Below are 23997 nucleotides of genomic sequence, written 5' to 3' on the forward strand. Positions count from 1 at the left end.
CTATCGAACGCCTCCCGCACGGAACGATCAGGGGTCCGGCCCCGCGGGACCCTCCACCGGACACCGCCGCACCGCCGGCGAACCGGCCCGAACCGATTGCCCCACCAGCCCGGCGACAGTAACGTAGCGATCTTCGCCGGCGCCGGCCCGCGGAGCCCTCGAAGGCGAACACCGATGACCGATGCGCACGCCCTCAGGGCGGGACTTCGCCTCGACGCCGCCGTGGAAGGCCTGGCAGTCGCCTTCCACGGGGCAACCGCCCGCGCCGACGAGACCAACTGCGAGTGCCACTGGGGCAGTGCGCGGGAGCTCGCTCTGCTGAAGGTGCCGGGCGTGGAACTCGACGCCGACCTCCTACGGCGGACCTGGCAGGCGCCCGACTGGACCGACCACGCCTCCGTGCTGCGCCGCGTGCTACCCCAGCTCGCGGTCGCCGTGGTCGACAGCCGAACGGAGTCGTTCCGGTACCAGGACGAGATCGGCCTCTCGCTCGCTCGCGGCCGCTGGCAGGACTGGCCCCGTGAACAGGCCGCTGCAGTGCAGGAATTCCTGCACGCCTTCTGGGTCAACAGCCTCCTCACCCCGGGCCCCGTCACGCACGCGGAACAGGCCCTCGTCCTCTGTGCCGAGGCCTCCGGCAGTCTGAGCCCCTGGCTCGACGTCTGGGAGTCGGTGGAACACCCGACGGCCGACCGGCACCTCGCCGAGGCCGTCGGCATGTGGGCGTACGACCTGCTCGCCGACGAGCTTCCCTGGAGCACCTGGCACGACAAGGACGACATGCTCGCCGTACTCACCACCTGGCTCACCCGCCACGCCGCCACCCGGCTGAGAGCTCGCGACACCCCGGACGGCCTGCTCCAACGCCTACGGCTGATCGGCCTCGCCGGGCCCGCCCGTTGGGAGGATCCGCATTGGCCCGGCCACACCTACGGAGTGTGAGGACCTGACCTGATCGGGGTGGGCACCGGCATGCTGCGTTGGGCGCCGCTCGAACCGCCCGCCCTCATGCGGACAGGCACGCGCCCTCCGTCAGGTGCCCGTTCACGGAGCCCGGCCATCGCCCGCTGCCGCTGCCGCCGTCGTGCCGTCGATCGCGAGGCCGAGGCAGACCGGGGAGCGGGAGTGTTCCACGGCCTGCCCGAGCCGGGCGACGAACAGCACGACGGCCACCGTGAGGACCAGCAACAGCACAGTGGCTGACAGCGCGACAGCGTTCTGCAGACGCCTGCGTACCAAGGAGCACTCCGTACGGTCGGGGCGAGGCCGACCTCGCCACCCTTCTCGCCGCGCGGCCCGCGAACCCGCCGCGGGCCTCGTCGGCCTTCCACTCCTCCAGAGCCCGCCGCCGACGGGAACCGCTTCCACGCCACCGCGACCGGGATCCGACCGGCAGGCGGCCCCGATGTCTTGCTCGGGCGAGCAAGACGCTCTATGGTTTTGCTCATGCAAGCAAAGAGCAGCGCGGATGAGCAAAAGGGCTCCGGGGCCGGACGGACCTTCACCGAGTCGGCGCGACGCACCCAGATCGTCCAGGCCGCCATCGTGGTGCTCGCGGACGCCGGGTTCGCGAAGACCTCGTTCGCGAGGATCGCGAAACAGGCCGGGCTGAGCAGCACCGGGATGATCTCGTACCACTTCTCCGGCAAGGACGACCTGATGCACGAGGTGGTCGCCGAGGTCATGCGGGTGTCCGAGGCGTTCATGCTGCCCCGGATCGCCGCCGCCGAGGGGTACTCGGGCAGGCTGCGGGCCTACATCGAGTCGAATGTCGAACTGCTCGCGGCCTACCCCCACCACCTGCCGGCACTGACCGAGGTCGTCACCAACCTCAAGGGCGACGACCCGCACCGCGTCGGCTTCTCGGACTCGCTGAAGTCGATCATGGACGTGCAGGAGCAGCGGATGCGCGAGGCCCAGGCCGCCGGGGAGTTCAGGGAGTTCGACGCCCGGGTGATGGTCACCGCGCTGCGCGGAGCCATCGACGGGGTGGTGCTGCGCTCGGTCGCCGAACCGGGGCTGGACGTGGCCGCGTGCGGGCGCGAACTGGCCGACATCTTCGACCGGGCGACGCGCCGGACGCCGTAGCGGCCCGCCGGCGCGGCCCGACAAGGGGGCCACGACCATGACGGAACACGAAGTGACTGTGGGGGAAGACGACATGCCGAACACCGTCCGGGACATCGAGGGGGACATCGTGCAGGACACCGCAGAACCGGTACCGGCACCGGCCCAGGCGCCGGCGAGGCCGCGGAACACCCGCGCCGGTCGCCTGGCACTGGCGCGGGGGCTCGTCCTCGAACTGGCGCTGCCGCTCGCCGGCTACTACGTGCTGAAGGGCCTCGGGGCGAGCCAGTGGGCCGCCCTGGCCGTGAGCGGCCTGCTGCTGGCCCCGTGGATCGCGTACGGGATGGTGAAGCGCCGCCGGGTCGAGGCGATGCCGGTGTTCACCCTGACGCTCCTGGTCGTCGGCGCGCTCATGTCGATGGTCACCGGAGACCCCAGGACCCTGCTCGTCCGGGACAGTTGGCTGTTCGGCGTGGTGGGCCTGTGGGTGCTCGGCACGCTGGCCACCCGGCGGCCGTTCATGCTCAGCGCCGGACGGTCGGTCGTCGCCACGAAGGTCGGCGAGGAGGGCGCGCGGGAGTGGACGGACCGCTGGGACCACGAGCCCGACTTCCGTCACCACATCCGCGTGATCACCGCCGTCTGGGGCGTCGGATTCACGGCGGACGCGGTGATCAGGGTGGTCCTCGCCCGGACGCTCCCGATCGACTCGGTCCCCCTGGTGAACAGCCTGCAGTGGCTGGCGGTCCTGGGCGGCCTGTTCGGCTTCCACTACTGGTACGTCACCCGCCACGGCCTGAAGGTCTGAGCGCGGGGCGCACCCGGGCGGACCACCCCTCAGGGACCACGCGCCGGACACCTCAACGGCCCGCGCCGCCCCGGCGGACGGTGTGTTCGAGGGAGTCGGTCAGCCACAGGTGGGCGGCCCCGATCGTGGCCGGGTCGCCGCCGGCCTCGGCCACCAACCGCCAGTAGCGGCGCATCCGCGGGTCGCGGTCGGCCGCCACCTGGGCCAGCAGCCGGCGCCGGAAGCCCGGGGTGTCACCGCCGCCGCGCACCGAGGCGTGTGCCGCGACGAACCGGTCGAGTTCGGGGCCCGCGCGGGGCGGCTCGCCCGCCCGCACCGCCGGCTGCGCCAGCGCGCACGCCTCGCCGATCCCGTTCAGCAACTCGGCCTCGTCGGTGACCAGTTCGGCGTTGGCCCGCGCCATCGCCAGCAGACCCCGGGTCAGTTCCCGGTCGCCGGCCAGGGCGAACAGCTCGGCGAACGCGAGCACCTGCGGCGGCGTCGGGTCGGCGGGCGGCTCGGGCACGGCCGCGGTCACGAAGGCGGCGAGCATCACCTCGGACACCGGGGCCACCATCGTGCGCCGCCAGAAGGCGGTCAGTGCGTCACGGGCCGCACCACCGTCCTGCACGGCGGCCAGCAGTGCCAGCCGTGCCGCCCGGTCGGCCGGTCCGGCGGCCTCCTCGACCGCGCGCAGCGAGGCCCGGCGCCAGGAGAGGTCCGCGAGCCGCCCGTCGAGCGCGGCCCGCTCGGCCGCGACGACCTCGGCCACCGAGCGTTCGCCGGCGAGCACCTGCCGGACGGCGGGCAGCCCCAGCCCGAGCCCGCGCAGCCGGCGGACCAGGCCGAGCCGCTCCACGGCCGCCCGCTCGAACCTGCGGTGCCCGCCCGCGCTGCGCACCGAGTCGACGATGCCCTCGTCGCAGTAGAAGCGAACGGTCCGCACCGGCACACCGGTCAGCCGCGCGAGGTCGCCGATCCCGAGCGTCCCGTCGAGCCAAGGCACTTGAACCTCCACCGGGCTGGAGGTTCTACGGTACCCGCGAGACCCGTGAGAGGAGCTTTCGTGAGGGCATCGACGCTTGACACCGCACGGCTCGTGGAGGGCCTGCGGGAGCAGACCGGAGGGCTCGCCCGGGCGGTCGCCGGCCGGGACCCGGAAACCCGGGTGCCCACCTGCCCGCAGTGGCCGCTGCGCACGCTGGTCGGGCACGTCGGCCAGGAACACCGGTGGGCGGCCGAACTCGTGCGCGGGGGCGAGCAGTTGCCCGTGCCCGACCCTCGGCAGGCCGAGCCCGGCGCCCCGGACGCCTGGGGCCGGTGGCTGCGCGAGGGCGCGGAGGAGCTGATCCACGCGATCGGGGAGACCGGCGCGGACAGCGGGATCCGGACGTTCCTGGGGCCCCGGCCGGCGGTCTTCCTCCTGCGCAGGATGCTCGGCGACACCTGCGTCCACCACTACGACGCGGCGCTCGCGACGGGCACCGCGTTCGAGATCGCCGAGGACCTCGCGGCCGACGTGATCGGCGAGAGCCTGGAGCTGCTGTCCGACCCGGCCTTCGAGGCAGCCAGGCCGGCGCTCGCCGAGCTGCGCGGCCGGGGCGAGCGGATCGGGTTCCGGCCGGACACCGCACCGGGCTGGGTGATCACCAGAGCACCCGGGGCACTGCGGTGGGAGCGCGGCCCGGTCGAGGCCGACGTGGTGGTGACGGGGGCGGTGGCCGACCTGATGCTGGTCCTCGCCCGCCGCGTCCCGCCGGAGCACGGGCGGGTGACGGTGACGGGCGACCGCGCGCTGCTGGACCACTGGCTGGCCCGCACGGCGCTCTAGCCCCGGGCGCCGCGCACCCCGCTGCCCGCTGCCCGCTGCCGCCGCACACCCGCACACCCGCACACCCGCACACCGAAGTGCCGGACGGGCGCCGGGTGTTCCCGGACGGCTCTGCGGGCACGGTCCCGGCGCCCTAGGGTGGAGGTGTGCGGCGCCGCCCGGACGACCGGTGTGCCGGTGTCCGGACCGACCGCGGCCAGGACCGGTCCGCGCACTGCGGCACGCCACGGGCCGGCCGGGCCCCGGGGACGGGACGCCGCCGGATCCGAACTCCCCACCGGAGCGAGGTGCGATGCGCCAGTTGCCCGACCGGCCGGTGCCCCCGCACCGAGCCCGCCCCGATCCGGCGGTGGTGCATCGCGCCGTCCGGGTCACCGCCGCCTCGTGCGCGGGTTTCTACACCTTCCGTTACGGCCTCCACCAGCCGGTGACGGCCACCTACGCACTGTTCGGGGCGATCGCGGTCGGTGTGCTGGCCCGGGTGGAGGGTGGTGCGCGGGCCCGTGCGCGCACGCTGCTGGTGACGCTGCCGTTCGCCTGGGTGCTGGTGTGCCTGGGCACCGTCCTGGCCGTGCACGCCTGGACGGCGGCGGTGGGCATGGCGGGCGTGGGCTTCACGGTGGCCTTCGCCTCGGTGGGCGGGCCCCGACTGGTCGGGCTCACCAACGGGCTCCAGCTGTTCTACATCCTTCCGTGCTTCCCGCCCTACGCCCCGGACACCCTGCCGCAGCGGCTGGCCGGGGTGACGGCGGGCCTGCTGCTGCTCGCGGCGGCGGAGCGGCTGCTGTGGCCGGAGCCGTCGCCGACGGACTACCGCGACCGGGTGGCCCGCGCCGCCCAGGCGGTGGCGCGGCTGGCCGACCTCGCCGCCGCCGACTGCGCCGCACGCCCGCCCGCCGTTCCACCCGGCAGCACCGGCCCGCCACCGGATCGGCCACCGGAACCGCCACCGGGCCCGCCACCGGAAGCGCGCGGTACCCGCGCCGAGGAGCGGGCCCTGGCCCTCCTCGACGACCTGCGGTTCTCCCGGATCCCGATGATGGAGCGGCCCGCCGGCCCCGGAGCCGTCGACCGCGCCCTCACGCACTGCGCGATCACCCTGCGTTTCATCGGCACCGAACTGCTGCGGGTCCGCCGGCTCGGCCGCACCGGCGGCCCGTACCCGGAGGCGGCCGGCCTGGTGACGGCCACCGCCCACGCCCTCCGCGCGGCCGGGGAAGGGGTACGGACGAGCGGCCCGGTCCCGTCCGCCGCAGCGATCGAGGCGCGGATCGCCGCCTTCGAGGCCATCCGCACCTCCCCCGGCGGCAGCGTGCCCACCACCGCCGGGGCCACCGGCCCCGGGGGGACGACCGTGGCCCGCCTGGCGCTCGGCACGCTCGCCCTCAGCGCCGCCGAGGGCGCCCGGTTCCTCACCCTCGCCACCCGCACCGCCCGCCGTGCGGCGCCACCGCCCGACCGCACGCCCCCCGACCAGCGGCCCGGGCCGTTCTGGTACGCCTACGAGCCGGCCGCGATGCTCTGGTGGCGCCGGATCCGCGGCAACCTGACGCCCCGCTCGGTGTACTTCCGCAACGCCCTGCGCACCGCCGGCGCCCTCAGCGCGGCCCGTCTGGTGGTCGGCGCCCTCGACCTCACCCACGGCTTCTGGGTCCTGCTGGCGACCCTCACCCTGATGCGGACCAGCGCCATCGACACCCGGATGACGCTCCGCCCGGCCCTGGTCGGCACCGCCGGCGGCGCCGCCGTGACCGCGGCGCTGCTGATCGCGGTCGGCGACCACCCGGTCTTCTACGCCGCCGCACTGCCGCCCACGATGCTGTTCGCCTTCACGATCAGCCCGGTGCTCGGGCTGGCCTGGGCGCAGGGGACGTGCACCGTCGTGGTCGCCATGGTCTTCACCCAGCTCACCCCGGCCGGCTGGCGGCTGGCCGAGGCCCGGCTGATCGACGTGGCCACCGGCGCGACGATCGGCATCCTCGCCGGGTTCTGCGCCTGGCCGCGCGGCGGTGGCCACGACCTGCGGCGGCGCACCGCCGAGCTGCTGGACCGCAGCGCCGCGGCGCTGTCCGAGACCGTCGCCGTGGTCACCGGGTCGGGCCCGGCCCGGGGCGCCCTGCAACGGGCCCGGCACAGCGCGCTGCTCACCGAGGCGCTGTACGCCCAGTACCGCTGCGAACGGCACCAGCCGGCCGGGGACGGCGCGAACTGGCAGGCCGCCGTGCTCACCGGGCAGCACACCGTGCGCGGCGCCGAGCCCCTGCTCGCCCGCATCCCGCCCGGTACGGCGGCCGTCGGCCCGCGCGGAGCGGCGGCCCTGGTGCACCACGCGGAAAAGGTCGCCGCGGCGTTCCGCCGGCAGGGCGCGGCGCTGCTCGAACCGGCCCGGGCCGGTTCGGCGGACCGGGCGCTGGCCGAAGCCCGCGAAGCGCTGCACGAGGACCGCGTCACGGCCACCCGGACGCCGGCCGACCCGACCTCGCTGCACACGGTCGACGTCACGCTGTGGCTCACCGGCCTGCTGGACGACCTGGCCCGCATCCACGACACCGCCGGGGCCGCCCCCGCAGGCACCCGGTGACACCGACGTCGCCGGGCCCGGGCGCCTCGCTTGACAGATAGGCAAGCCTTACCTAAGTTCAACGACCATGTTCCGCAACCTCCCCGGCGCCACCCACCCGGCCACCCTCGCCCGACGCCTGCGCGTCGGACTGGGCCTCCTGCCGATCGACCCGCAGGCCGACGTCGGGCGACGCGCCTGGGCGGCCTGCCCGAGCTGCGACGACGCCCAGGGCTGCACCAGCTGCGCGGAGCGGCGCAACTGCCGGGAGCACTGGCGCTACCTGCTGTCCAACACCGGCAGCCTGCTCCACCTCCAGTGCCCCACCTGCACCCACGTCTGGGACCACGAGACCGGTTTCGGCGCCACCCGGCAGCACGTCCAGCGCCCGGCCTGAGCACCGGCGCCGAAGGGTGCCGGCGGATCCTTCACGCCAGGATGCCGACGCTCACGACGGCGGGCGAGGTGCGCCGTCCGGCCCCCGCTCGGAAGCCACGGGGGCGCGACCACCGCGGCGCCCGTAGAGTCCGAGGTGATGGCCAGCAGCGGACCCGGCTTCGACGAGGTCGCCGACGAGCTCTACGCGCTCGCTCCGGCGGACTTCACCTCCGTCCGCGACCGGCACGCCGACCGGCTGAAGAAGGACGACCCGCAGCTGGCCCGGCGGATCCGCGCGCTGCACCGCCCGACCCGGGCCGCCTGGGCCGCCAACCTCCTCGCCCACCGGCACCCCGGCCTCGTCGGGGAACTGCTCGACCTCGGCCGGGCCCTGCGGGACGCACAGGCCCACCTCGCCGGCGAGCAGCTGCGCGGGCTCGTCGAGCAGCGCCGGCAGCTGGTGCGGGCGCTGACCGGGCAGGCGGAGCAGGACGCCGAGGCGGCCGGGCATCCGCTGGGCGCGGACGCGGTGGCCGCCGTGGACCGGACGCTCACCGCCGCGCTCGCCGATCCCGACGCCGGCCGGGCCCTCGCCGCGGGCCGGCTGACCGCCCCGCTGGAGCCGGTGCTCTGGCCGGGAAGCGCTGGCGACGGGCCGCCGGCCGGGGAGCCGGGCCGTGGCACGCGGAAGGCGCCCGCGCCCGGGGTGACCGCCGAGCTCAAGGCGCCGACCGCGGCCGAGCGGAAGCGCCTGAGTGAACGGGATCGCGCCCGGAAGGCGGTGACCGCGGCGGAGCGGGCCGCGAGCGCGGCCGGCGGCCGGTCCGAGGACGCCGAGCGCGCGCTCGCCGAGGCCGAAGCGGCCCTCCGGGAGGTGGCGGACGAAGCCGGGCGGGCCCGCGACGCGCTCGCCGAGGCCCGCGACGCCCTCGCCGAGGCCCGGGAGCGCGAGGCCCGTGCCCGGAAGGACCTCCCCCGCGCCGAGAAGCGGGCACGCGCCGCCCGGGCCGCCGCGGACGCCGCCGGCGAGCAGGCCGGACGGGCGCGGGACGCCGCCCGGGAGGCGGCCGAGCAGCTGCGGGAGCTGGAGGCCGGCGACCACGGCGGGAGCACCGGCTGAGCACCGCCGGTCACACCCGCGCCGCCGGGGTTTGGGCAGCCGGGCGACCGGCCAGGCTCCGGACAGGGCGTCGCCGTGCCTCCGGGCGGGGCGATCCGGCGGCGCCTGTCGGCCCAGCGCGGCGTGCGGGAGACGGGTCCGGCAGCGACGCTGACGGTGAAGCCGCCCCGCGCGACCGGCGACGGACCGGCCTGGTTCGAGAAGGAGGCCGTCATGGCCCGACCCGTGTGGACCGGAGTGCTCACGTTCGGCCTGGTCACCGTGCCCGTCGCCCTGTACACCGCGACGCAGTCCCACGACGTGCGCTTCCACCAGCTGCAGCGCGGCACCTCCGACCGGGTCCGCAACAAGCGGGTCAACGAGCGGACCGGCAAGGAGGTGGACTACCAGGAGATCGTGAAGGGCTACCCGGTCGCCGAGGGCGAGTACGTGGTCGTGGAACCGGAGGAGCTGGAGCAGCTCTCCCCCGGCCGCTCCCGCACCATCGACATCGCCGGTTTCGTCGACCTCGCCGAGGTGGACCCGATCTTCTTCGACAAGACCTACTACCTGGGCCCGAAGGGGGCGGAGTACGCCAAGATCTACGCCCTGCTCGTCGAGGCCCTCGACCACTCCGGGAAGGCCGGGCTGGCGATGTTCGCGATGCGCGGCAAGGAGTACCTGACCGCCGTGCGCTCCGAGAGCGGCCTGCTGGAGCTGCACACCATGCACTTCGCCGACGAGGTCCGCAACCCCCGCAGCGAGATCGACGACCTCCCCGAGAACGTCGAGCTGTCCGCCCAGGAGGTCAGGACCGCCGAGCAGCTGATCGGCATGCTCGCCGTCGACTGGGCTCCCGAGGACTGGCACGACACCTACGAGGACCAGGTCAAGAAGCTCATCGAGGACAAGCTCGCCGGCCGCGAGATCGCCGTCTCCGGCGGCCCCGCCCCCGAGGCCACCAACGTCATCGACCTGATGGACGCCCTGCGCCGCAGCCTCGACGATGCCCGCACGGAGGAACCGGGCGGGGCGAAGAAGAGCGGCTCCCGGTCGACGGCCGCCCGCACCGGCCGGACGCCCAAGCAGACCGGCGGCAAGAAGAGCACCTCGGCCAGGGCCGGCGCCGGCGCCGGGACGTCGACGAAGCCGACCGGGCCGCAGCTCTCCGGGCTCACCAAGGCCGAGCTCTACAAACGCGCCACCGACCTCGACATCCCCCACCGCTCCACCATGACCCGCGACGAACTCCAACACGCCCTCGAAGAGGCCGGCCGCCCCCGCCGCGCCGCGTCCTGACCCCGACACCCTCACCGGCACTCCCGCTGCCGCCGCCGCACGACCGCGCCCGCCCACCGGCGATTCGGTGGGCGGGCGCGGTCGTGCGGTACGGACCGGTGTCCGGCCCGCGGGCCGGACAGGGCCTACCCCGGCAGGGCGTCCAGCAGTGCCTCCGGGCGCACCGGCAGCTCCCTCACCCGTACCCCGGTGGCGTGATGGACGGCGTTGGCGACGGCCGCGGCGGTGCCCACGATGCCGATCTCGCCGATCCCCTTCGAGCCCATGGGGTTCAGGTGCGCGTCCTCCTCGTCGATCCAGTGGGCCTCCACGGAGGGGATGTCGGCGTTCGCCGCGACGTGGTACGAGGCCAGATCGCGCTCGGCGTGGTCGCCGAACTCCCGGTCCATCGTGCTGTGTTCGAGGAGCGCCATCGAGACGCCCATGATCATCCCGCCCACCAGCTGCGACCGGGCGGTACGGGCGTTCAGGATCCGCCCGGCCGCGAAGACACCGAGCAGCCGGCGCAGCCGCACCTCCCCGGTGTCGGCGTCCACCGCGACCTGGGCGAACTGGGCGCCGAAGGCGTGCCGGGCGTACTCGCGCCCGGCCGACACCGCCGCGGTGGTGTCGGCCCGGTGGCGCAGCCCGTCGGCGGGCAACGGCGCGTCGCCCCGCTGCGCCAGGGCGCGGCGCAGCCCGGAGCAGGCCTCGTGGGCCGCCCAGCCCCAGGAGGCGGTGCCGGCGGAGCCTCCCGCGAGCGGGGCCCGCGGGAGGTCGGTCCGGCCGATCGCGACGGTGACCCGGTCCGCCGGCACGCCGAGCGCCTCCGCCGCGATGTTCGTCAGGACCGCCCGGGCTCCCGTGCCGATGTCGGTGGCGTTGGTGCGCAGGAGGAAGGTGCCGTCGGGGAGGGCGACGGCCTCGGCGGTGGAGGGGGAGACCAGGACGGGGTAGGTCGAGGCGGCGACGCCGCTGCCGAGCAGCCAGGCCCCGTCGCGGCGCGGCCCCCGGGCGCGTTCGCCCGGCCAGTCGAACCGGCGCGCGCCCTCCCGCAGGCACTCCACCAGGTGGCGGCTGCTGAAGGGGCGGCCGGTGTCCGGCTCCACGGCCGGTTCGTTGCGCACGCGCAGTTCGACCGGGTCCAGGCCGCAGGCCTCGGCGAGTTCGTCCATGGCGCATTCGAGGGCGAACATGCCCGGCGCCTCGCCCGGCGCCCGCATCCAGGAGGGGGTGGGCACGTCCTGGCGGACCACCCGGTGCGCCGTCCGGCTGTGCGGCGCCGCGTACATCACCCGGGCCGGTACGGCGGCCTGTTCGACGAACTCGCGCACCGTCGAGGAGCGGGTGACCACCTCGTGCGCCAGTGCGGCGAGCCGACCGCCGTCGTCGGCGCCGAGGCGCAGCCGGTGCACGGTGGGCGAGCGGTGGCCGGTGAGGGCGGACAGCTGGGAGCGGGGCAGGGCGAGCCGGACCGGACGGTCGACGTGCCGGGCGGCCATCGCCGCCAGGACGACGTGCGGCCGGGTGGTGCCCTTGGCGCCGAAGCCGCCGCCGACGTGCTCGCTGATCACCAGCACGTCCTGCGGGTGCACCCCGAACAGTGCGGCGAGCGTCTCCTGGACGTTGTTGCCGCCCTGGCTGGAGTCGTGCACGGTCAGCCGGCCGTCGGCCCACCGGGCGGTGGCGGTGTGCGGCTCCATCGGGTGGTTGTGCAGCGGGCCGATGCGGTAGGTGCGGTCGATCCGGACGTCGGCCTGCCGGTAGGCGTGGTCGAAGTCGCCGTGGGTGCGGACGGCGGGGTGGCCGCCGTTGGCCTTCTCGGGTGTGTAGAGGCCGGGGTGGTGGTCGGTGAGGACGACGTCGTGCGGTTCGACGGCGTAGCCGATCCGGACGGCCTCCGCGCCGGCCCGGGCGTCCTGCGGGGTCTCGGCGACGACCAGGGCGGCGACCTGGCCGCGGTGCGCGACCCGGGGTGACTGCAGCACGGCGAGCGTCGGGTCGCCGTCCGCGGGCAGGGCGAGGGCGGGCGCGTCGCGGTGGGTGAGCACCGCGAGGACGCCGGGGATCGCCAGGGCGGCGGCGGTGTCGACGGCGGTGATGTCGCCGCGGGCGACGGTGGTGGGCACCGGCCAGGCGTGGACCAGCCCGTCGGGCCGCTGGTCGCCGGCGTAGCGGGCGGTGCCGGTGACCTTCTCCAGGCCCTCCGGTCGGGCGAGGTCGGTGTTCACCGGGCCTCCCGGTCGGTGGCGAGCAGGCCGAGTTCGCGGACGGCGAGCCGGCGGGCCAGTGCCAGCTTGAACGCGTTGTCGGGCAGCGGACGGGCGCTCGCCAGTTCGGCGTCCATGGCGGCCGCGACGGCCGCCGCGGTGAACGGCTCGCCGCGCAGCGCGGCCTCCGCGGTGAGGGCCCGCCACGGTCGGGGGGCGAGGGCGCCGAAGGCGAGCCGTACGGTCTCGATCCGGCCGTCGCGCAGGGCCAGGAGGGCGGCGAGCGAGCACGTCGCGAAGGCGAAGGAGGCCCGCTCGCGGACCTTGCGGTACTCCGAGCGCGCCCCGGCCGGGGGCGGCGGCAGCTCGACGGCGGTGACGAGTTCGGCGGGCCCGAGCTCGGTGTCCCGGTCCGGGGTCTCGCCCGGCAGGCGGTGGAACGAGGTCAGCGGCAGTGCCCGGTCCCCGGCGGGGCCGGTCAGGTGCAGCACGGCGTCCAGGGCGACGAGCGCCACCGCCAGGTCGGACGGGTGGGTCGCCACGCAGTGTTCGGAGGTGCCGAGCACGCCGAGGTCGCGGTGGACCCCGGTGCGGGCCGGGCAGCCGGAGCCGGGCAGCCGCTTGTTGCAGGGCTTGGAGACGTCCTGGAAGTAGAGGCAGCGGGTGCGCTGGAGCAGGTTGCCGCCGGTGGTGGCGACGTTGCGGAGCTGGCCGCTGGCGCCGGCCAGGACGGCGCGGGAGACCACCGGGTAGCGCTCGCGCACCAGCCGGTGGGCGGCGAGGTCGCTGTTGCGGACGTTCGCGCCGATCAGCAGGCCGCCCTGCGGTGTCTCCTCGACCCGGTCGAGGGGCAGGCGGGCGATGTCGACGAGCAGTCCGGGCCGTTCGACGCCGAGCTTCATGAGGTCGACCAGGTTGGTCCCGCCGGCCAGGGCGCGCGCGCCGGGGTGCCCGGCCAGCAGGGCGACGGCGCCCGCCACGTCCGTGGGCCTGGTGTAGCCGAGGGGCTTCATGCCGAAGCCTCCCGGGTGGCCCGGTCGGCCCGGACCTCGGCCCGGACCTCGGCCTGCGCCTGCCGGACGGCCCGGACGATGCCCGGGTAGGCGCCGCAGCGGCAGATGTTGCCGCTGAGCAGTTCGCGCACCGCCGCCTCGTCGGCCGGGGCCGGATCGTCGGCGGTCTCGGCGAGCACGCCGGCCGCCGAGCAGAGCTGGCCCGGGGTGCAGAAGCCGCACTGGAAGGCCTCCTGTTCGAGGAACGCCCGCTGGAGCGGATGCGGCCCGTCCGGCCCGGCCAGGCCCTCCACGGTGGTGACGGCGCGGCCGTCCTGGGCGACGGCCGGCAGCAGACAGCTGTTGACCCGCCGTCCGTCCAGCAGCACGGTGCAGGCGCCGCACTGGCCGTGGTCGCAGCCCTGTTTCGCACCGGTCAGGCCGAGCCGCTCGCGCAGCACGTCGAGGAGGGTGGCGCGGTGGTCGACCGTGAGCGTGTGCGGCCGGCCGTTGACGGTCAGGGCGATCCCGCTGCCGGTCGCGAGGGTGTCGGTGGCTTCCATGGGCCCACGCATTCCACGCGGCGCCCGGCCGGACACCCGCCGGTCCGCCCGACAACCGCTTCGCCGTACACCGTCGCGACGGTGGCGGGTCGGTGCGGCGGGTACCGGCCGGGGCGGGCTGCGACGCGCCGCCGGTGAGCGACGCCGCGCGCCCGGCCGCCGCAGTACCCTGGACGGTTCTGTCGCGTCCCGGTGTCCCAGGGGGTGCAGTCCCATGCAGCGTGCCGATCGAGATCTGACGACGCTCGGAGAGATCATCGAGCCGGTGACCGCGGTCGCCCCGGCGCCGGTCCGCGCCCGGGCGAGGTTGGTGGTGGCCGCCCACTCCCGTGACCGGGAGGACTGCCGGGCGCTGCTCCAGGCGCTCGGCCTGGACCGTGTGGAGGCCGACGACACCGTCGCCCCCGGTGCCGCCGCCCGGATCTGCGTGCACTGCGGTCGCGCGTACCAGCACCCGGGGGTCAGACGGCGCGACCGTTTCTGTTCCACCCGGTGCTACCGGCTCTCCGGGGAGCAGCCCGGCGCCGCTGCGGCGGCGGCCGACCCGGAACCGTCCGGCGACGGGACGGCCGGCCCGGGGCCGGCCGTGGCGTCCGGACCGCGCGGGCCGGGGCAGCCGCAGGGGATCTGAGGGCCGTCCGGGGCGCGCCGGCGGTCAGTGGCGCCCGCGCCCCCGACGGGACGCGGTGGCGGTGGCGGTGCCATCGGCGGCCGGGCCGCTCGGGTGCCGGGCCGGACGGGCCGGGTCGACCGGTGCACAGCTCCAGCCGGGCGCGTCGCAGTCCTCCAGTTGCTCGCGCAGCCCGGCCAGGACGGCGGAGAGCAGCCGGGACACCTGCATCTGGGAGACCCCGATCCGCTCGGCGATCTCCGACTGGGTGCGGCCCTCCCAGAAGCGGAGCTTCAACACGGTCTGTTCACGCTCGGGAAGCCGGCCGAGCAGCGGGCGCACGGCGGTACGGAACTCGACGAGTTCGAGGTCGGGGTCGTCCGCGCCGAGCCTGTCCAGGAGGGCGCTGCCGGTCTCGTCGGTGTCCTGCTCGCGCAGCGCGTCCAGCGAGTTGGGCCGGTAGACCCGCCCGGCGACCAGGCCCTCGACCACCTGGTCGGCCGTCAGGCCGAGGTCCTCGGCGAGCTCCTCGGTGCGGGGCAGCCGGCCCAGCCGCTGCTCCAGCCGGTCGGACCCGCGGACGACCGCCAGGTAGAGCTCCTGCATGCTGCGCGGCACGCGCACCGGCCAGGAGGTGTCGCGGAAGAACCGCTTGATCTCCCCGGCGATGGTGGGGATCGCATAGGTGACGAACTCCGCCCCGCGTGCGGGGTCGTAGCCGTCGACGGCCTTGATCAGTCCGATGGTGCCGACCTGGAGGATGTCGTCCATGTCCTCCGAGCGGTGCCGGAAGCGGGAGGCGATGAAGCGCACCAGCGGCATGTTGAGCTCGATGATCGTGCCGCGGACGTAGCTGTAGGCGTGGGTCTCGCGCTCCAGGGCCGACAGCCGCTCGAACAGCGCGTCGCTGATCTCGCGGGCCTCGAGCTTTCCCATCACCCGCAGCTCCTCGGCGCTGGGGCGGCGGGGCAGCCCGGGCGGCGGGGCAGCCGTCCGGCCGGCTTGACGACCGGTCTCTACGGTGGTGGACACGGCGCTTCTCCTGGGCATCTGAGCCGACCGCCCTGGTCCGACGGCGCTTGCCGCCTGCTGCGCGCGTGGCGCGTCCGGGCTCTCGTCCCGGGGACCTGCCCGGCTTCCTCGTCGGACCGGGACCCCGGCACACCCCGGCGGGGTGCGTGCGCGACCGACTCGCTCGCTCGGCCGCCGCGTTGGGTCTGGTACCCGCTATCGACCGATTGATTCGGCTATCTCCTGGTTTACTCCCCACCGACCAGATGAGAGAAGCGGCCCGGCACACGGACCCGGGAGCGGCGCGGGCCCCGGCATCAGGCGCGGCACCCGGGCGGTGCGGGCACTTCCAGCCAGACCGCCTTGCCGTCCCCCTCCGGCAGCGAGCCCCAGGCCCGGGCGAGCCGGTCCACCACCCGCAGCCCGTGCCCGCCCGGCCGCCCCGGCTCCGCCGGCCGGCGGAGGAACGGCTCCACCGGGCTCAGGTCCACGACCTCCGCCCGCAGCAGCACGCCGTCCCAGCCCAGCCGCAGCTCCCGAGGCCCGCCCGGGGCGTGCAGGCAGGCGTTGGTGACCAGCTCGGAGACCATCAGGAGGACATCCTCGGCGACGCCCTGCTGCTCCTCGTCGCGGGCCGGCAGCCACGCCCAGTCGGTCAGCGCCCGCCGGGTGAACTCCCGGCAGCGATGCACCGCGCCGTGGCTGCCGAACAGCGCCAGCCGTCTGACCTGCGGTGCGCCGGCCGGCCGGGGCTCGTGGGGAACAGTCATCGTGCGACCCTCGTTCGGCACCGGAGGATCCCGTCGGGCGACCGACGATCCGGGTCGTACCGGCCGACTCAGGCACCCGCCGGAGGCATCCGGCATGCCCTTCGCGTCCTCCATGCCGGGCGGATGCCCAGCCCCGGGACCGCTACACACGCACGGTGCGCCGAGGCGGATCAGGGCGGGGGGCCGTCGGTTCCCGGCTGCCCGCCGGCGCCCTCGGGGTCGGGGCTCGGCGCGAAGAGCCCGCGGGTGTCGGTGATGCCGAGAAGCCGCCCCACCTGGGCGCTGACCTCGGTGAGGACCACGTCGCGTCCGGTGCGGAGGGCGGTCATACGAAGCTGCAACAGGGAGTTGAGGCCGGTGCTGTTGCAGAAGGTGACCGCCGACAGGTCGATGTCGATGCCGGTGCGGCTGGCCCGCAGGGCCTGTTCGAGAGCTTCGTCGAGAGGAGCCGCGACATCGAGGTCGATCTGGCCGGACACCCGCACCCGGACGCGGTCCTGCGCGGCTTCCGCGACCACCCACAGGTCGTCGGCAAGGCGCCGCCCGCCGAGCGGACCGCTTCCGTTCACCGTCGCCGGCGGGGCGGCGGGCGGAACGTCGGAACTCCTCGTACGCGGATCGTCAGCCATGGCCTCCTCCTCCGAGCGACGAAGGCGGACTTCTCAAGCGTGGAATGCAATGCTTCTCACGTCAAGCGATACGTGAACGAAAATACGTATATGAGAAAGCGGGAAGATCGGATCCTACGATCGAGCCATCCGGATCGGACCAAGCCAGGTCGGATCGGGCCGGGCCGGGTTAGGTCAGGCCGGGTGCTCAGGGCATCGGCACGGCTTCGAGGCACGGGTGCGCCGTCCCGTACTCGGCGGGCAGCTCCAGGACCTCGGCGACCGCCCCACTGATCTGGAAGCGGAAGTGCCCGGTGGCGTCCTCGTAGACCGGCTCGGACGCGGGCCCGAGCGAGTCGGTGCGGTGCACGATGACCGTGCGCGGTGCGGCCTGGCCGCCCGGCGTGCCCGGCAGGGCGACGGCGTAACGGCGGACGGTGTTCATGGGCGCACCTCGGAGGCACGAGGAGGACGACACCTCCAGGGTGACCCGCATCGCCATTCACGTCAACAGATGCTTGAACGGGAATTCGCATGTGGCGAGAAGTGAATCGACACTCCTACGATGGACGCATGGCCCTCGAAGAATCCGCGCGAACGGGCTGGACGTTTGTGACCAACCACGCCCGGGTGCTCGCCGCGATCGCCCGTGATCCCGGCGTGCGGCTGCGGGACGTCGCGGTGGAGGTCCAGCTCACCGAGCGTGCCGTCCAAGCCATCGTGACCGACCTCGAACAGGCCGGCTATCTGACCCGGTCCCGTGCCGGGCGCCGCAACCGCTACCGCATCGCTACCGGCACCTGGCTCAGGCACCCGGCGGAGTCCGGGCTCAGCGTGGCCGCGCTCCTCGACCTGCTGGCCCCGTCCCACACCCACGCCGCCGAGGACGCGGACGGGGACGGAGGCGGAGGCGGAGCCCGGGAGGGCAACGGACACGAACGCACGCCGGAGCCGGGCCGGCCCCTTCCCGAACGGTCCGGCCACCACGCCGAACGCTGAGAGCGCCGCACCGGCGGGAGCGGCCGGCGGCACGAGGCCGGTCTCCCGGTGACGCGCCCGGATCACCCGATCGGACGGAAACGACCGGCATCCCGCTGATTCCGGCGACCGGTGACGCATATCCGAGGGCGCCCCGGGCAGGCGCGGCGACCGAGGAGGTCGATCCGCGCTCGGGTGCGCCGGTTCCCGTCCCGTCGTCCCGACGGGGCGAACGACGAACCGCAGGGCAGCCCGGCCGGCGCGGGACACCTCCCGGAAGGCGTGATCCCCGAACCAGGAGCCTGCCATGGGTACACCTCCCAACGATCCGGTCCCGCCCAGTCCCGTGCCCTCCCCGGGCCCGGGGCCCCGTCCCGGCCCGCTGCCGGGGCCCGTACCGGGACCGGGCGGACCCGACCCTGTACCGCCGGCCCCGCCGCAGCCCGAACCCGATCCCCCGCCGCCGCCCGCCCCCGGGCCCGGTCCGGGGCCCCGGCCGGGACCCTTGCCGGGGCCGCCCGCCCCCGAGCCGGTGATGTGAACGGCGGCCCGCGCCGTCCGGCCCGCCGTCCGGCACCGCACGCGGCGGGTCGGACGGCGGGCGTCGGGAGACCGGCGCGGTAGCCCCGGGTTCCGGGGCCCGGCCGTTCCGGGGCTCGGCCGTTCCGGGGCTCGGCCGAGGAGCGCCCGGCGGCCACGGCCGGGTGGCGACCGGGGGTCGGGTCGCGGAGGATCCGGAGCATGGTGAGCGACGAGGAACAGGTCCGGGCGCTGATCCTGGACTGGGTGGCGGCCGTGCACGCGGGCGATCTCGACAAGGTCCTGGCGGACCACGCGGCGGACGTGGTGATGTTCGACGTGCCGCCGCCGTACGAGGGCGTGCGCGGCATCGACGCCTATCGGGAGACCTGGCCGCCGTTCTTCGAGTGGCAGGCGCAGGGCGCGGCGTTCGAGACCGAGTCGCTGGAGGTCACCGCCGGGGCCGACGTGGCCTTCGCGTTCGCCCTGTTGCGCTGCGGGACTCCGCAGGACTTCGCCGACCGGCCGGCGCAGCGGCTGCGGCTCACCGTCGGGCTGCGCAAGGAGGGCGGGCGCTGGGTGGTCGCGCACGAGCACCACTCCTTCCCCGACCCGGGCGACGCCCGGTAGACGCGGCGGTCGATTCTCGGGCCGTCGCCGGCCGCCCGTATACGCGGCCCGACGGCGTCAGAGACGCTGCTCCATCCGGATCGCCTTGCGCAACTCCTTGTGGGCGTCGCCCTCGTGGCCCTCGTGCTCTTCGAGGAGGGCGGCGGCGATCGCGTCCAGCTTGCGCTGGACGGCGTGCTCGGCGCGCCGCTCGGCGTTCTTGAGCAGCGCCAGCAGGAGCAGGGTGATCGCCGTCATGGTGTCCCCCACGAGGATCTGCCACTCCGTCGACAGGCCGGCCACGTGGACGGCGACGAAGGCGGCCACCAGGAGGATGCAGAACAGCGAGAACGCCGGGGAGCTGGTGAGGTTGGAGGCGGCTTCGGCAAGCCGCTCGAAGCGGCCGCGCTCGCCGTCGCTGCGATCGGCGGGGTGCGAGAGGGTCATGCCTTCTCCTTACCGCCGGCCGGCCGCCGTCGCGTCCGGGCGGCGACCGGCTGCTCGCTCACGTCGTGCGGGACGTTCCTCCGCGACCGGTACGCGGTCGTGGCCCCCGGTCCTTCCGGGTGGCCGGTGGCGGCCCGGAGCGGTGCCGCCCGGGCCCCGGCACCGTGCTTCGAAGGGTGCGTGCTTCTTCGAAGGGCGGCGGGGCCCGGGCGTTGGTGCGAGGTCAGCCGTGCCGCATGTCGTCCGGGTCCTCGGGCAGGGGCGGCGCGCCCTCGCCGGTCATCCGGGCCTGCGGCCGCTCGCGCGGGGGCGCGTCAGCGGGACCGCGCGATCCGCCCGAGCCGCCGGTGCTCCCGGTGGCCGGGCCGCCGTCCGGTGCCAGCCGACCGCGCCAGCCGCCGCTCTCGCGGCCCTGGTCCTCGATGAAGCCCTTGAACCGCTTCAGGTCGCCCTTGACCTGCCGGTCGAGGACGCCGAGCATCGCCCCGGCCTTCTCGGCCATGCCGTGCGGCTCGAAGTCCATGGCCAGGCTCACCCGGGTGTGGGACTCGTCGAGGCGCTGGAAGGTGACCACACCCATCTGCTGGACGTCTCCGCCCACCGTGCGCCAGGAGATCCGCTCGTCGGGCAGCTGGTCGACGATCTCGGTGTCGAACTCGCGGCGCGCTCCGCCGACCTTCGTCGTCCAGTGGCAGTGCCGGTCGTCGGTCTGGCGGACCTCCTCCACGCCGTCCATGAACTGCGGGAACTCCTCGAACTGCGTCCACTGGTTGTAGGCACTGTGCAGCGGGACGTCCACCTCGATGGATTCCTTCACCCTGCTCACAACGGTCTCCTTCCGATACACGACAAGCGCGGACATTCCGTACGCCCGAGCGCCTGCCCCATCGGCGGAGAAGCAATCACGTCGGCACCGGAGTGAGCCGCCCGCCGGGTCCGGCGGCTCAGGAGACGACGACCGTGACCTTCCACCGGCCGACCCACGGCGGGCAGACGGAGCCGCGCTCCACCACGACGCAGCGCGCGTACGTGGCGATGTCACCGGTGCCGGCGGCGGCTGCCGTGAAGGTGGCCTGCGCATCGCCGTTCGGGGACTCGCTGCCCGAGGTCTGGCTCAGCACCGAGGGCGCTGTGGCCCACGGCGTGACCCACAACCACCTGACGGTGTGGTCCGGGAAGCCGTACAGGCTGAGCTGGATCACGTCGCCGCTGTGCGCCTGCACGGTCCTGCCGTTGTCGTCACCGGAGAGGGTCAGGACGGAGAACAGCTGCGGGCCGGCGGCGGGCGCGGCGGCCGTGGCGGCGGCGGTGCCGCTCAGGGTGGTCACCAGCGCGAGGCCGGCGGCGGCCGCGGTGAGCCGCTTGACGGTCTTCATGGGTACTCCCGGTGCTCGGAGGTTCGGGGCAGCTACCCGTCTACCCGCCCGCGGCCGCCGTGGCAATGACGACCCCGGGCCGGACGCCGTGCGTGCGGTCAACAGATGCGCCGCACTACGGATCCCGCGCTCCCCCAGGCGGCGCAGGCGTCCCGTCCACCGCCTTCCCGGCGGAGCGGCCGCCCTTCCCCGGCCCTCGAACCGGCCGGTGCCGCGCCCCCGTCGGCGGCGGGAGCGCCGTCGGACAGCGGCCGCACCACCCCTCCATGGATGTGTCGGCCCTGTGAAAATCCTGCGTTCTGACCTCTTGTCAGGCCGATCATTCCTCCCTACCTTCGGGGGTCAGGACCCGCCGGCCCCATCAGGCCCGGCGGTCCCCCGGCGGGCGCAACCCGCGCCGTCGCCGGACGCGCGACAAGACCTGGAGGCGTCACATGCCTGTTGCCATGATCGACGAGATCCGCGATGCCGGCCCGCTCGTGGTCGACGACGAGGCCATCGTGTTCGAGGACGACGACCGCAGCGACCACGACGCCACGGCGTGTCTCGCCGACCCGTGGGTGACCGCGACCACCCGCTTCGCCTGCGACTTCAACTCCTGACGGTGACCGAGCCCATCGCCGGCCGCAGCGGATGGTCCGACGACACCTGGTCGTACCTGAACGATCCGCGGATGCCGGCGATGGCGCACGGTTGGAAGCTCCACATCTCGGCCCGGCCCGGCGACCTCGAGGCCGTGACCGGCCTCGTCCTGCCGGTGCTCTCGCGACACGTCTGCCACGCCAAGTGGGCCAGGAGTCCGGAGACCCTGCGGGCGATCAACTCCGGCACTTCGAGCGCGGGTGCCGTCGGGAAGGCGATCACGGTCTATCCGGGACCGGGCTCCGTCGTCGGGCTCGCCGACGAACTCGTCGCCGTGCTGCGCGGCCGGGAGGGCCCGCAGATCGTCAGCGACCGGCGGGTCGATCCGCACTCCCCCGTCTACTACCGCTACGGGCCCTTCACGGGCGACTACCGGACCGGCCGGAGCGGGCGCCTCGAATCGGTCATGGTGGGTCCGGACGGTGAGGTCTTCGACGGCCTCGCCTCCGGTGCGTACCGGTGCCCGCCGTGGGCCGAGGATCCCTTCCCGAAGCGGCCCGGGCACGGCGCCCGGGCGGACTCCTCCCCCGGGTTCGGCGACGGGCGCTACCGGGTCACCGGCGGCATCGTGCGCAAACCGCAGGGCAACGTCTACCGCGCGGTCGACCGGGCCACCGGGTTGCCGGTGGTCGTCAAGCAGGCGCGGGCCTTCGTGGCCGAGGACGAGTCCGGGGCGGACACCCGCGACCGGCTGCGCAACGAACGCACCGTCCTGGCCGCGCTCGACACCGCCGAGGGAGTGCCCCGCGCGCTCGACTACTTCCGGCACCGCTCGGACGAGTACCTGGTGATGACCAGCTGCGGCGACCGGGACCTGCGGCGGGAGGTCCAGGAGAACGGCCCGTACCGGGACGACGCGGCGCGGCCGTCGCGCACGCCCGCCGGTCTCGCCGGCCGGCTCCTGCGCGTCCTGGACGGCATCCACCGCCGGGGCGTGGTGGTCCGTGACCTCAAGCCCGACAACGTCGTGCTCGACGCCGCCGGCCGGTGCCATGTGATCGACTTCGGGATCAGCGCCCTGGGCGGCGCCGGTCCGGACGGCTCGACCCCCGGCTACAGCGACCCGGTCCGACGCGTGAGCGGGCCGGCCGAGCCCGCCGACGACTACTACGCCCTGGGGGCGACCCTCTGCTTCGCCGCCACCGGCATGGATCCGGTGGTCGTCGACGGCGACACCGCCGTCAACCGGGACCGCACCCTCGCCGGTCTGGCCTGGGCGCTGCCCGGCGACGAGCACCGGTGGATCCGGGCGGTGATCGCCGAGTTGACGAGCCTCGATCCGGCCGTGCGGACCGCCGGCGCCGAACGGCTGCGCGGCGGGGCGCCCGGCGCGTCAGCACCGCCCGCGCCGTCCCGAACGCCCGGCGGGCCCGGGCGGCTCCGGTACGACGACGGCCTGGTCGAGGAGATCATCGAGCACACGGTCGCGTACTGCGTCGACGAGGCCCGCAGGATCGCGGACCCGGTGCTCGCCGCACGCGCGACCGTCCCGACGCCGGTCGACGTCTACGGCGGAAGCTCGGGGCTCGGGCTCGAACTCCTCCACCACCTCCACCGGAGCGGGGTGCGCGAAGCCGTGGACGCCCTGGCGCAGTGGACGGCGGGTCAGTCCAGGAACCTGTCACCGGGCTTCTACTCGGGCCGTACCGGCGTGGGACTCTTCCTCGCCGAGGCCGGGGCGGCCACCGGCGGCCGGGGCCAGGACCCGGTCGGCGAAGGACCCGCCCTGCCGACCCGGGGGCCGGGCGGCGGAGCACCGGAGGCGGACCTGATCGAGGGCGTCGCCGGAATCGGCATCGGCCGGCTGCTTCTCGCCCGACACGCCTCGGCCGGCGGCCGGGCCCGACTCGCCGAACGCCACCTCGCCGTCGCCGCCGAGTGCGACCGGATGCTGGCGTCCGGCGAGGCCCGGCTGACGCCCGCGGGGGCCGACACGACCGGCAGCGCCGCCCTGCGCGAAGGGCTGGCGCACGGCGAGGCGGGAGTCGCGTACTTCCTGCTCGCGTACGCGGGCGCGACCGGGGATCCCGCCGCCCTCCGCCGGGCCGAGCTCGCCTGCGCGCGGCTCGCCGCCGTCACCCCGGGCATCGTCGCGGCGGCGACCAGCCCCGGCGGAACCCGCCGCTACGGCTCCTGGTGCCGGGGCCTGGCCGGGATCGGAGCGGTACTCGTCCGGGCCGCCGACCACCTCGGCGAACCCGGGTACCTCGCCCTGGCCCGGCAGGCCGCGCGCACCTGCGCCGCGCTGGCGCCGCGCATGCCGCTGGTCACCCAGTGCTGCGGGCTGTCCGGGGTCGGCGACCTGATGGTGGACGTCGCCGGGGCCTGCGACTCCGAGGAGTTCCGGCACGCCGCCGAGACCGTCGGCGCGATCATCCTGAGCCGCAGCGGCGGCACCCCGGCCCGACCGGTGTTCCCGGACGCCGGCCTGACCCGGTCGAGCGCCACCTGGGCCGGCGGCTCCGCCGGTGTGCTCGCCTTCCTCCGGCGCCTGCACGGCCGGGGCGGCCGGCGGCTCGGCCTCCTCGACTGACGGGCCGGCCGCCGGGCGCTCCGCCCCGGTGCCGGTCGAGGGCTTCGACCTGGACGGCCTGGACCTCTCCGAGGCCGACCGGGACCTGCTGTTCACCGTGGACGCCGACATCTGGCGTCAGGAGGCCGC

The 23997-nt window shown here is 75.2% G+C and carries 24 protein-coding genes and 1 pseudogene; 13 read left to right on the forward strand and 12 right to left on the reverse strand.

The features are described 5' to 3' along the window. Positions 1-174 precede the first annotated feature (174 nt). Complete coding sequence (locus ACWDRR_RS31245; protein ID WP_449775611.1) at positions 175-942, forward strand: hypothetical protein; 768 nt, start codon at positions 175-177, stop codon at positions 940-942. Positions 943-1044: 102 nt separating this feature from the next. Here ACWDRR_RS31245 and ACWDRR_RS31250 read toward each other — a convergent pair whose 3' ends face one another. Then, positions 1045-1239 carry a hypothetical protein gene (locus ACWDRR_RS31250; protein WP_449775612.1) on the reverse strand — a complete coding sequence of 65 codons (195 nt, stop codon included), beginning with the start codon at positions 1237-1239 and terminating at the stop codon, positions 1045-1047. Between the two features lie 207 nt (positions 1240-1446). Between ACWDRR_RS31250 and ACWDRR_RS31255 the strand changes: the two genes are divergently transcribed. Continuing rightward, positions 1447-2088 carry a TetR/AcrR family transcriptional regulator gene (locus tag ACWDRR_RS31255; RefSeq protein WP_449775613.1) on the forward strand — a complete coding sequence of 214 codons (642 nt, stop codon included), beginning with the start codon at positions 1447-1449 and terminating at the stop codon, positions 2086-2088. Between the two features lie 73 nt (positions 2089-2161). Then, on the forward strand, positions 2162-2875 hold the full coding sequence (locus ACWDRR_RS31260; RefSeq protein WP_449775614.1) for a VC0807 family protein: 714 nt from the start codon (positions 2162-2164) through the stop codon (positions 2873-2875). A gap of 52 nt (positions 2876-2927) precedes the next feature. Here ACWDRR_RS31260 and ACWDRR_RS31265 read toward each other — a convergent pair whose 3' ends face one another. Next, positions 2928-3860 carry a MerR family transcriptional regulator gene (locus ACWDRR_RS31265; protein ID WP_449775615.1) on the reverse strand — a complete coding sequence of 311 codons (933 nt, stop codon included), beginning with the start codon at positions 3858-3860 and terminating at the stop codon, positions 2928-2930. Between the two features lie 60 nt (positions 3861-3920). Between ACWDRR_RS31265 and ACWDRR_RS31270 the strand changes: the two genes are divergently transcribed. The 5 genes from ACWDRR_RS31270 (at position 3921) to ku (ending at position 10021) form a co-directional block, all read left to right on the forward strand. Beyond that, on the forward strand, positions 3921-4685 hold the full coding sequence (locus tag ACWDRR_RS31270) for a maleylpyruvate isomerase family mycothiol-dependent enzyme (protein WP_449775616.1): 765 nt from the start codon (positions 3921-3923) through the stop codon (positions 4683-4685). A gap of 292 nt (positions 4686-4977) precedes the next feature. Further along, a complete protein-coding gene (locus tag ACWDRR_RS31275; protein ID WP_449775617.1) occupies positions 4978-7266 on the forward strand; it encodes an FUSC family protein in 2289 nt (762 codons plus the stop codon). 130 nt (positions 7267-7396) lie between these two features. Further along, entirely contained in the window at positions 7397-7642 is a 246-nt protein-coding gene (locus ACWDRR_RS31280; RefSeq protein ID WP_449775636.1) for a hypothetical protein, read from the forward strand. 138 nt (positions 7643-7780) lie between these two features. Beyond that, positions 7781-8743 (forward strand): hypothetical protein, encoded by a 963-nt coding sequence (locus ACWDRR_RS31285; protein WP_449775618.1) that lies wholly within the window; start codon positions 7781-7783, stop codon positions 8741-8743. A 213-nt stretch (positions 8744-8956) separates the two neighbouring features. Then, entirely contained in the window at positions 8957-10021 is a 1065-nt protein-coding gene (gene ku, locus ACWDRR_RS31290; protein WP_449775619.1) for a non-homologous end joining protein Ku, read from the forward strand. A 125-nt stretch (positions 10022-10146) separates the two neighbouring features. On the opposite strand, the gene ACWDRR_RS31295 is transcribed toward ku, so the two are convergent. Genes ACWDRR_RS31295 through ACWDRR_RS31305 form a run of 3 tightly spaced genes read right to left on the reverse strand, consistent with a single transcriptional unit; the run spans position 10147 to position 13765 of the window. Further along, positions 10147-12231 (reverse strand): xanthine dehydrogenase family protein molybdopterin-binding subunit, encoded by a 2085-nt coding sequence (locus tag ACWDRR_RS31295; RefSeq protein ID WP_449775620.1) that lies wholly within the window; start codon positions 12229-12231, stop codon positions 10147-10149. Then, entirely contained in the window at positions 12228-13223 is a 996-nt protein-coding gene (locus ACWDRR_RS31300; RefSeq protein WP_449775621.1) for an FAD binding domain-containing protein, read from the reverse strand. Before ACWDRR_RS31300 ends, ACWDRR_RS31295 begins: the two co-directional genes overlap by 4 nt. After that, positions 13220-13765 carry a (2Fe-2S)-binding protein gene (locus tag ACWDRR_RS31305; RefSeq protein WP_449775622.1) on the reverse strand — a complete coding sequence of 182 codons (546 nt, stop codon included), beginning with the start codon at positions 13763-13765 and terminating at the stop codon, positions 13220-13222. The genes ACWDRR_RS31300 and ACWDRR_RS31305 overlap by 4 nt, the downstream gene beginning before the upstream one ends. Positions 13766-13979: 214 nt before the next feature. Between ACWDRR_RS31305 and ACWDRR_RS31310 the strand changes: the two genes are divergently transcribed. Then, on the forward strand, positions 13980-14396 hold the full coding sequence (locus ACWDRR_RS31310; protein WP_449775623.1) for a hypothetical protein: 417 nt from the start codon (positions 13980-13982) through the stop codon (positions 14394-14396). A 24-nt stretch (positions 14397-14420) separates the two neighbouring features. Here ACWDRR_RS31310 and ACWDRR_RS31315 read toward each other — a convergent pair whose 3' ends face one another. The 4 genes from ACWDRR_RS31315 to ACWDRR_RS31330 form a co-directional block, all read right to left on the reverse strand. Continuing rightward, a complete protein-coding gene (locus tag ACWDRR_RS31315; RefSeq protein WP_449775624.1) occupies positions 14421-15407 on the reverse strand; it encodes a SigB/SigF/SigG family RNA polymerase sigma factor in 987 nt (328 codons plus the stop codon). 296 nt (positions 15408-15703) lie between these two features. Continuing rightward, positions 15704-16156 (reverse strand): ATP-binding protein, encoded by a 453-nt coding sequence (locus ACWDRR_RS31320; protein ID WP_449775625.1) that lies wholly within the window; start codon positions 16154-16156, stop codon positions 15704-15706. 170 nt (positions 16157-16326) lie between these two features. Then, on the reverse strand, positions 16327-16785 hold the full coding sequence (locus ACWDRR_RS31325; RefSeq protein WP_449775626.1) for an STAS domain-containing protein: 459 nt from the start codon (positions 16783-16785) through the stop codon (positions 16327-16329). Positions 16786-16972: 187 nt separating this feature from the next. After that, positions 16973-17209: a DUF6296 family protein gene (locus ACWDRR_RS31330; RefSeq protein WP_449775627.1), complete on the reverse strand. Its 237-nt coding sequence runs from the start codon at positions 17207-17209 to the stop codon at positions 16973-16975. A 128-nt stretch (positions 17210-17337) separates the two neighbouring features. Between ACWDRR_RS31330 and ACWDRR_RS31335 the strand changes: the two genes are divergently transcribed. Both ACWDRR_RS31335 and ACWDRR_RS31340 read left to right on the forward strand, forming a co-directional pair. Next, entirely contained in the window at positions 17338-17763 is a 426-nt protein-coding gene (locus ACWDRR_RS31335) for a helix-turn-helix transcriptional regulator (RefSeq protein ID WP_449775628.1), read from the forward strand. A 720-nt stretch (positions 17764-18483) separates the two neighbouring features. Next, positions 18484-18891, forward strand: coding sequence for a nuclear transport factor 2 family protein (locus ACWDRR_RS31340; protein WP_449775629.1), 408 nt, complete (start codon positions 18484-18486; stop codon positions 18889-18891). 57 nt (positions 18892-18948) lie between these two features. On the opposite strand, the gene ACWDRR_RS31345 is transcribed toward ACWDRR_RS31340, so the two are convergent. The 3 genes and pseudogenes from ACWDRR_RS31345 to ACWDRR_RS31355 form a co-directional block, all read right to left on the reverse strand. Next, positions 18949-19317 (reverse strand): low affinity iron permease family protein, encoded by a 369-nt coding sequence (locus tag ACWDRR_RS31345; RefSeq protein ID WP_449775630.1) that lies wholly within the window; start codon positions 19315-19317, stop codon positions 18949-18951. Positions 19318-19684: 367 nt separating this feature from the next. Beyond that, positions 19685-20143, reverse strand: a pseudogene (locus ACWDRR_RS31350) (SRPBCC family protein); the annotation flags it as partial. Positions 20144-20261: 118 nt separating this feature from the next. Then, the gene (locus ACWDRR_RS31355) at positions 20262-20693 is read right to left on the reverse strand and encodes a hypothetical protein (protein WP_449775631.1); all 432 of its coding nucleotides are present in this window, start codon (positions 20691-20693) and stop codon (positions 20262-20264) included. Positions 20694-21127: 434 nt separating this feature from the next. On the opposite strand from ACWDRR_RS31355, the gene ACWDRR_RS31360 reads away from it, so the two are divergent. Both ACWDRR_RS31360 and lanL read left to right on the forward strand, forming a co-directional pair. Beyond that, positions 21128-21295 carry an SflA family class IV lanthipeptide gene (locus tag ACWDRR_RS31360; protein WP_449775632.1) on the forward strand — a complete coding sequence of 56 codons (168 nt, stop codon included), beginning with the start codon at positions 21128-21130 and terminating at the stop codon, positions 21293-21295. 2 nt (positions 21296-21297) lie between these two features. Continuing rightward, positions 21298-23868: a class IV lanthionine synthetase LanL gene (gene lanL, locus ACWDRR_RS31365; RefSeq protein ID WP_449775633.1), complete on the forward strand. Its 2571-nt coding sequence runs from the start codon at positions 21298-21300 to the stop codon at positions 23866-23868. The last annotated feature ends 129 nt before the right edge of the window (positions 23869-23997 follow it).

The sequence above is a fragment of the Kitasatospora sp. NPDC003701 genome, assembly GCF_053587085.1.

Excerpts from the sequence above, each read along its gene's own strand:
- ACWDRR_RS31320 (WP_449775625.1), bottom strand. The coding sequence starts at position 16,156 with ATGACTGTTCCCCACGAGCCCCGGCCGGCCGGCGCACCGCAGGTCAGA.
- ACWDRR_RS31335 (WP_449775628.1), top strand. The coding sequence starts at position 17,338 with ATGGCCCTCGAAGAATCCGCGCGAACGGGCTGGACGTTTGTGACCAAC.
- ACWDRR_RS31340 (WP_449775629.1), top strand. The coding sequence starts at position 18,484 with ATGGTGAGCGACGAGGAACAGGTCCGGGCGCTGATCCTGGACTGGGTG.
- ku (WP_449775619.1), top strand. The coding sequence starts at position 8,957 with ATGGCCCGACCCGTGTGGACCGGAGTGCTCACGTTCGGCCTGGTCACC.
- ACWDRR_RS31245 (WP_449775611.1), top strand. The coding sequence starts at position 175 with ATGACCGATGCGCACGCCCTCAGGGCGGGACTTCGCCTCGACGCCGCC.
- ACWDRR_RS31360 (WP_449775632.1), top strand. The coding sequence starts at position 21,128 with ATGCCTGTTGCCATGATCGACGAGATCCGCGATGCCGGCCCGCTCGTG.
- ACWDRR_RS31275 (WP_449775617.1), top strand. The coding sequence starts at position 4,978 with ATGCGCCAGTTGCCCGACCGGCCGGTGCCCCCGCACCGAGCCCGCCCC.
- ACWDRR_RS31305 (WP_449775622.1), bottom strand. The coding sequence starts at position 13,765 with ATGGAAGCCACCGACACCCTCGCGACCGGCAGCGGGATCGCCCTGACC.
- ACWDRR_RS31355 (WP_449775631.1), bottom strand. The coding sequence starts at position 20,693 with ATGAAGACCGTCAAGCGGCTCACCGCGGCCGCCGCCGGCCTCGCGCTG.
- ACWDRR_RS31285 (WP_449775618.1), top strand. The coding sequence starts at position 7,781 with ATGGCCAGCAGCGGACCCGGCTTCGACGAGGTCGCCGACGAGCTCTAC.
- ACWDRR_RS31300 (WP_449775621.1), bottom strand. The coding sequence starts at position 13,223 with ATGAAGCCCCTCGGCTACACCAGGCCCACGGACGTGGCGGGCGCCGTC.
- ACWDRR_RS31255 (WP_449775613.1), top strand. The coding sequence starts at position 1,447 with ATGCAAGCAAAGAGCAGCGCGGATGAGCAAAAGGGCTCCGGGGCCGGA.
- ACWDRR_RS31325 (WP_449775626.1), bottom strand. The coding sequence starts at position 16,785 with ATGGCTGACGATCCGCGTACGAGGAGTTCCGACGTTCCGCCCGCCGCC.
- ACWDRR_RS31260 (WP_449775614.1), top strand. The coding sequence starts at position 2,162 with ATGCCGAACACCGTCCGGGACATCGAGGGGGACATCGTGCAGGACACC.
- ACWDRR_RS31310 (WP_449775623.1), top strand. The coding sequence starts at position 13,980 with ATGCAGCGTGCCGATCGAGATCTGACGACGCTCGGAGAGATCATCGAG.
- ACWDRR_RS31345 (WP_449775630.1), bottom strand. The coding sequence starts at position 19,317 with ATGACCCTCTCGCACCCCGCCGATCGCAGCGACGGCGAGCGCGGCCGC.
- ACWDRR_RS31330 (WP_449775627.1), bottom strand. The coding sequence starts at position 17,209 with ATGAACACCGTCCGCCGTTACGCCGTCGCCCTGCCGGGCACGCCGGGC.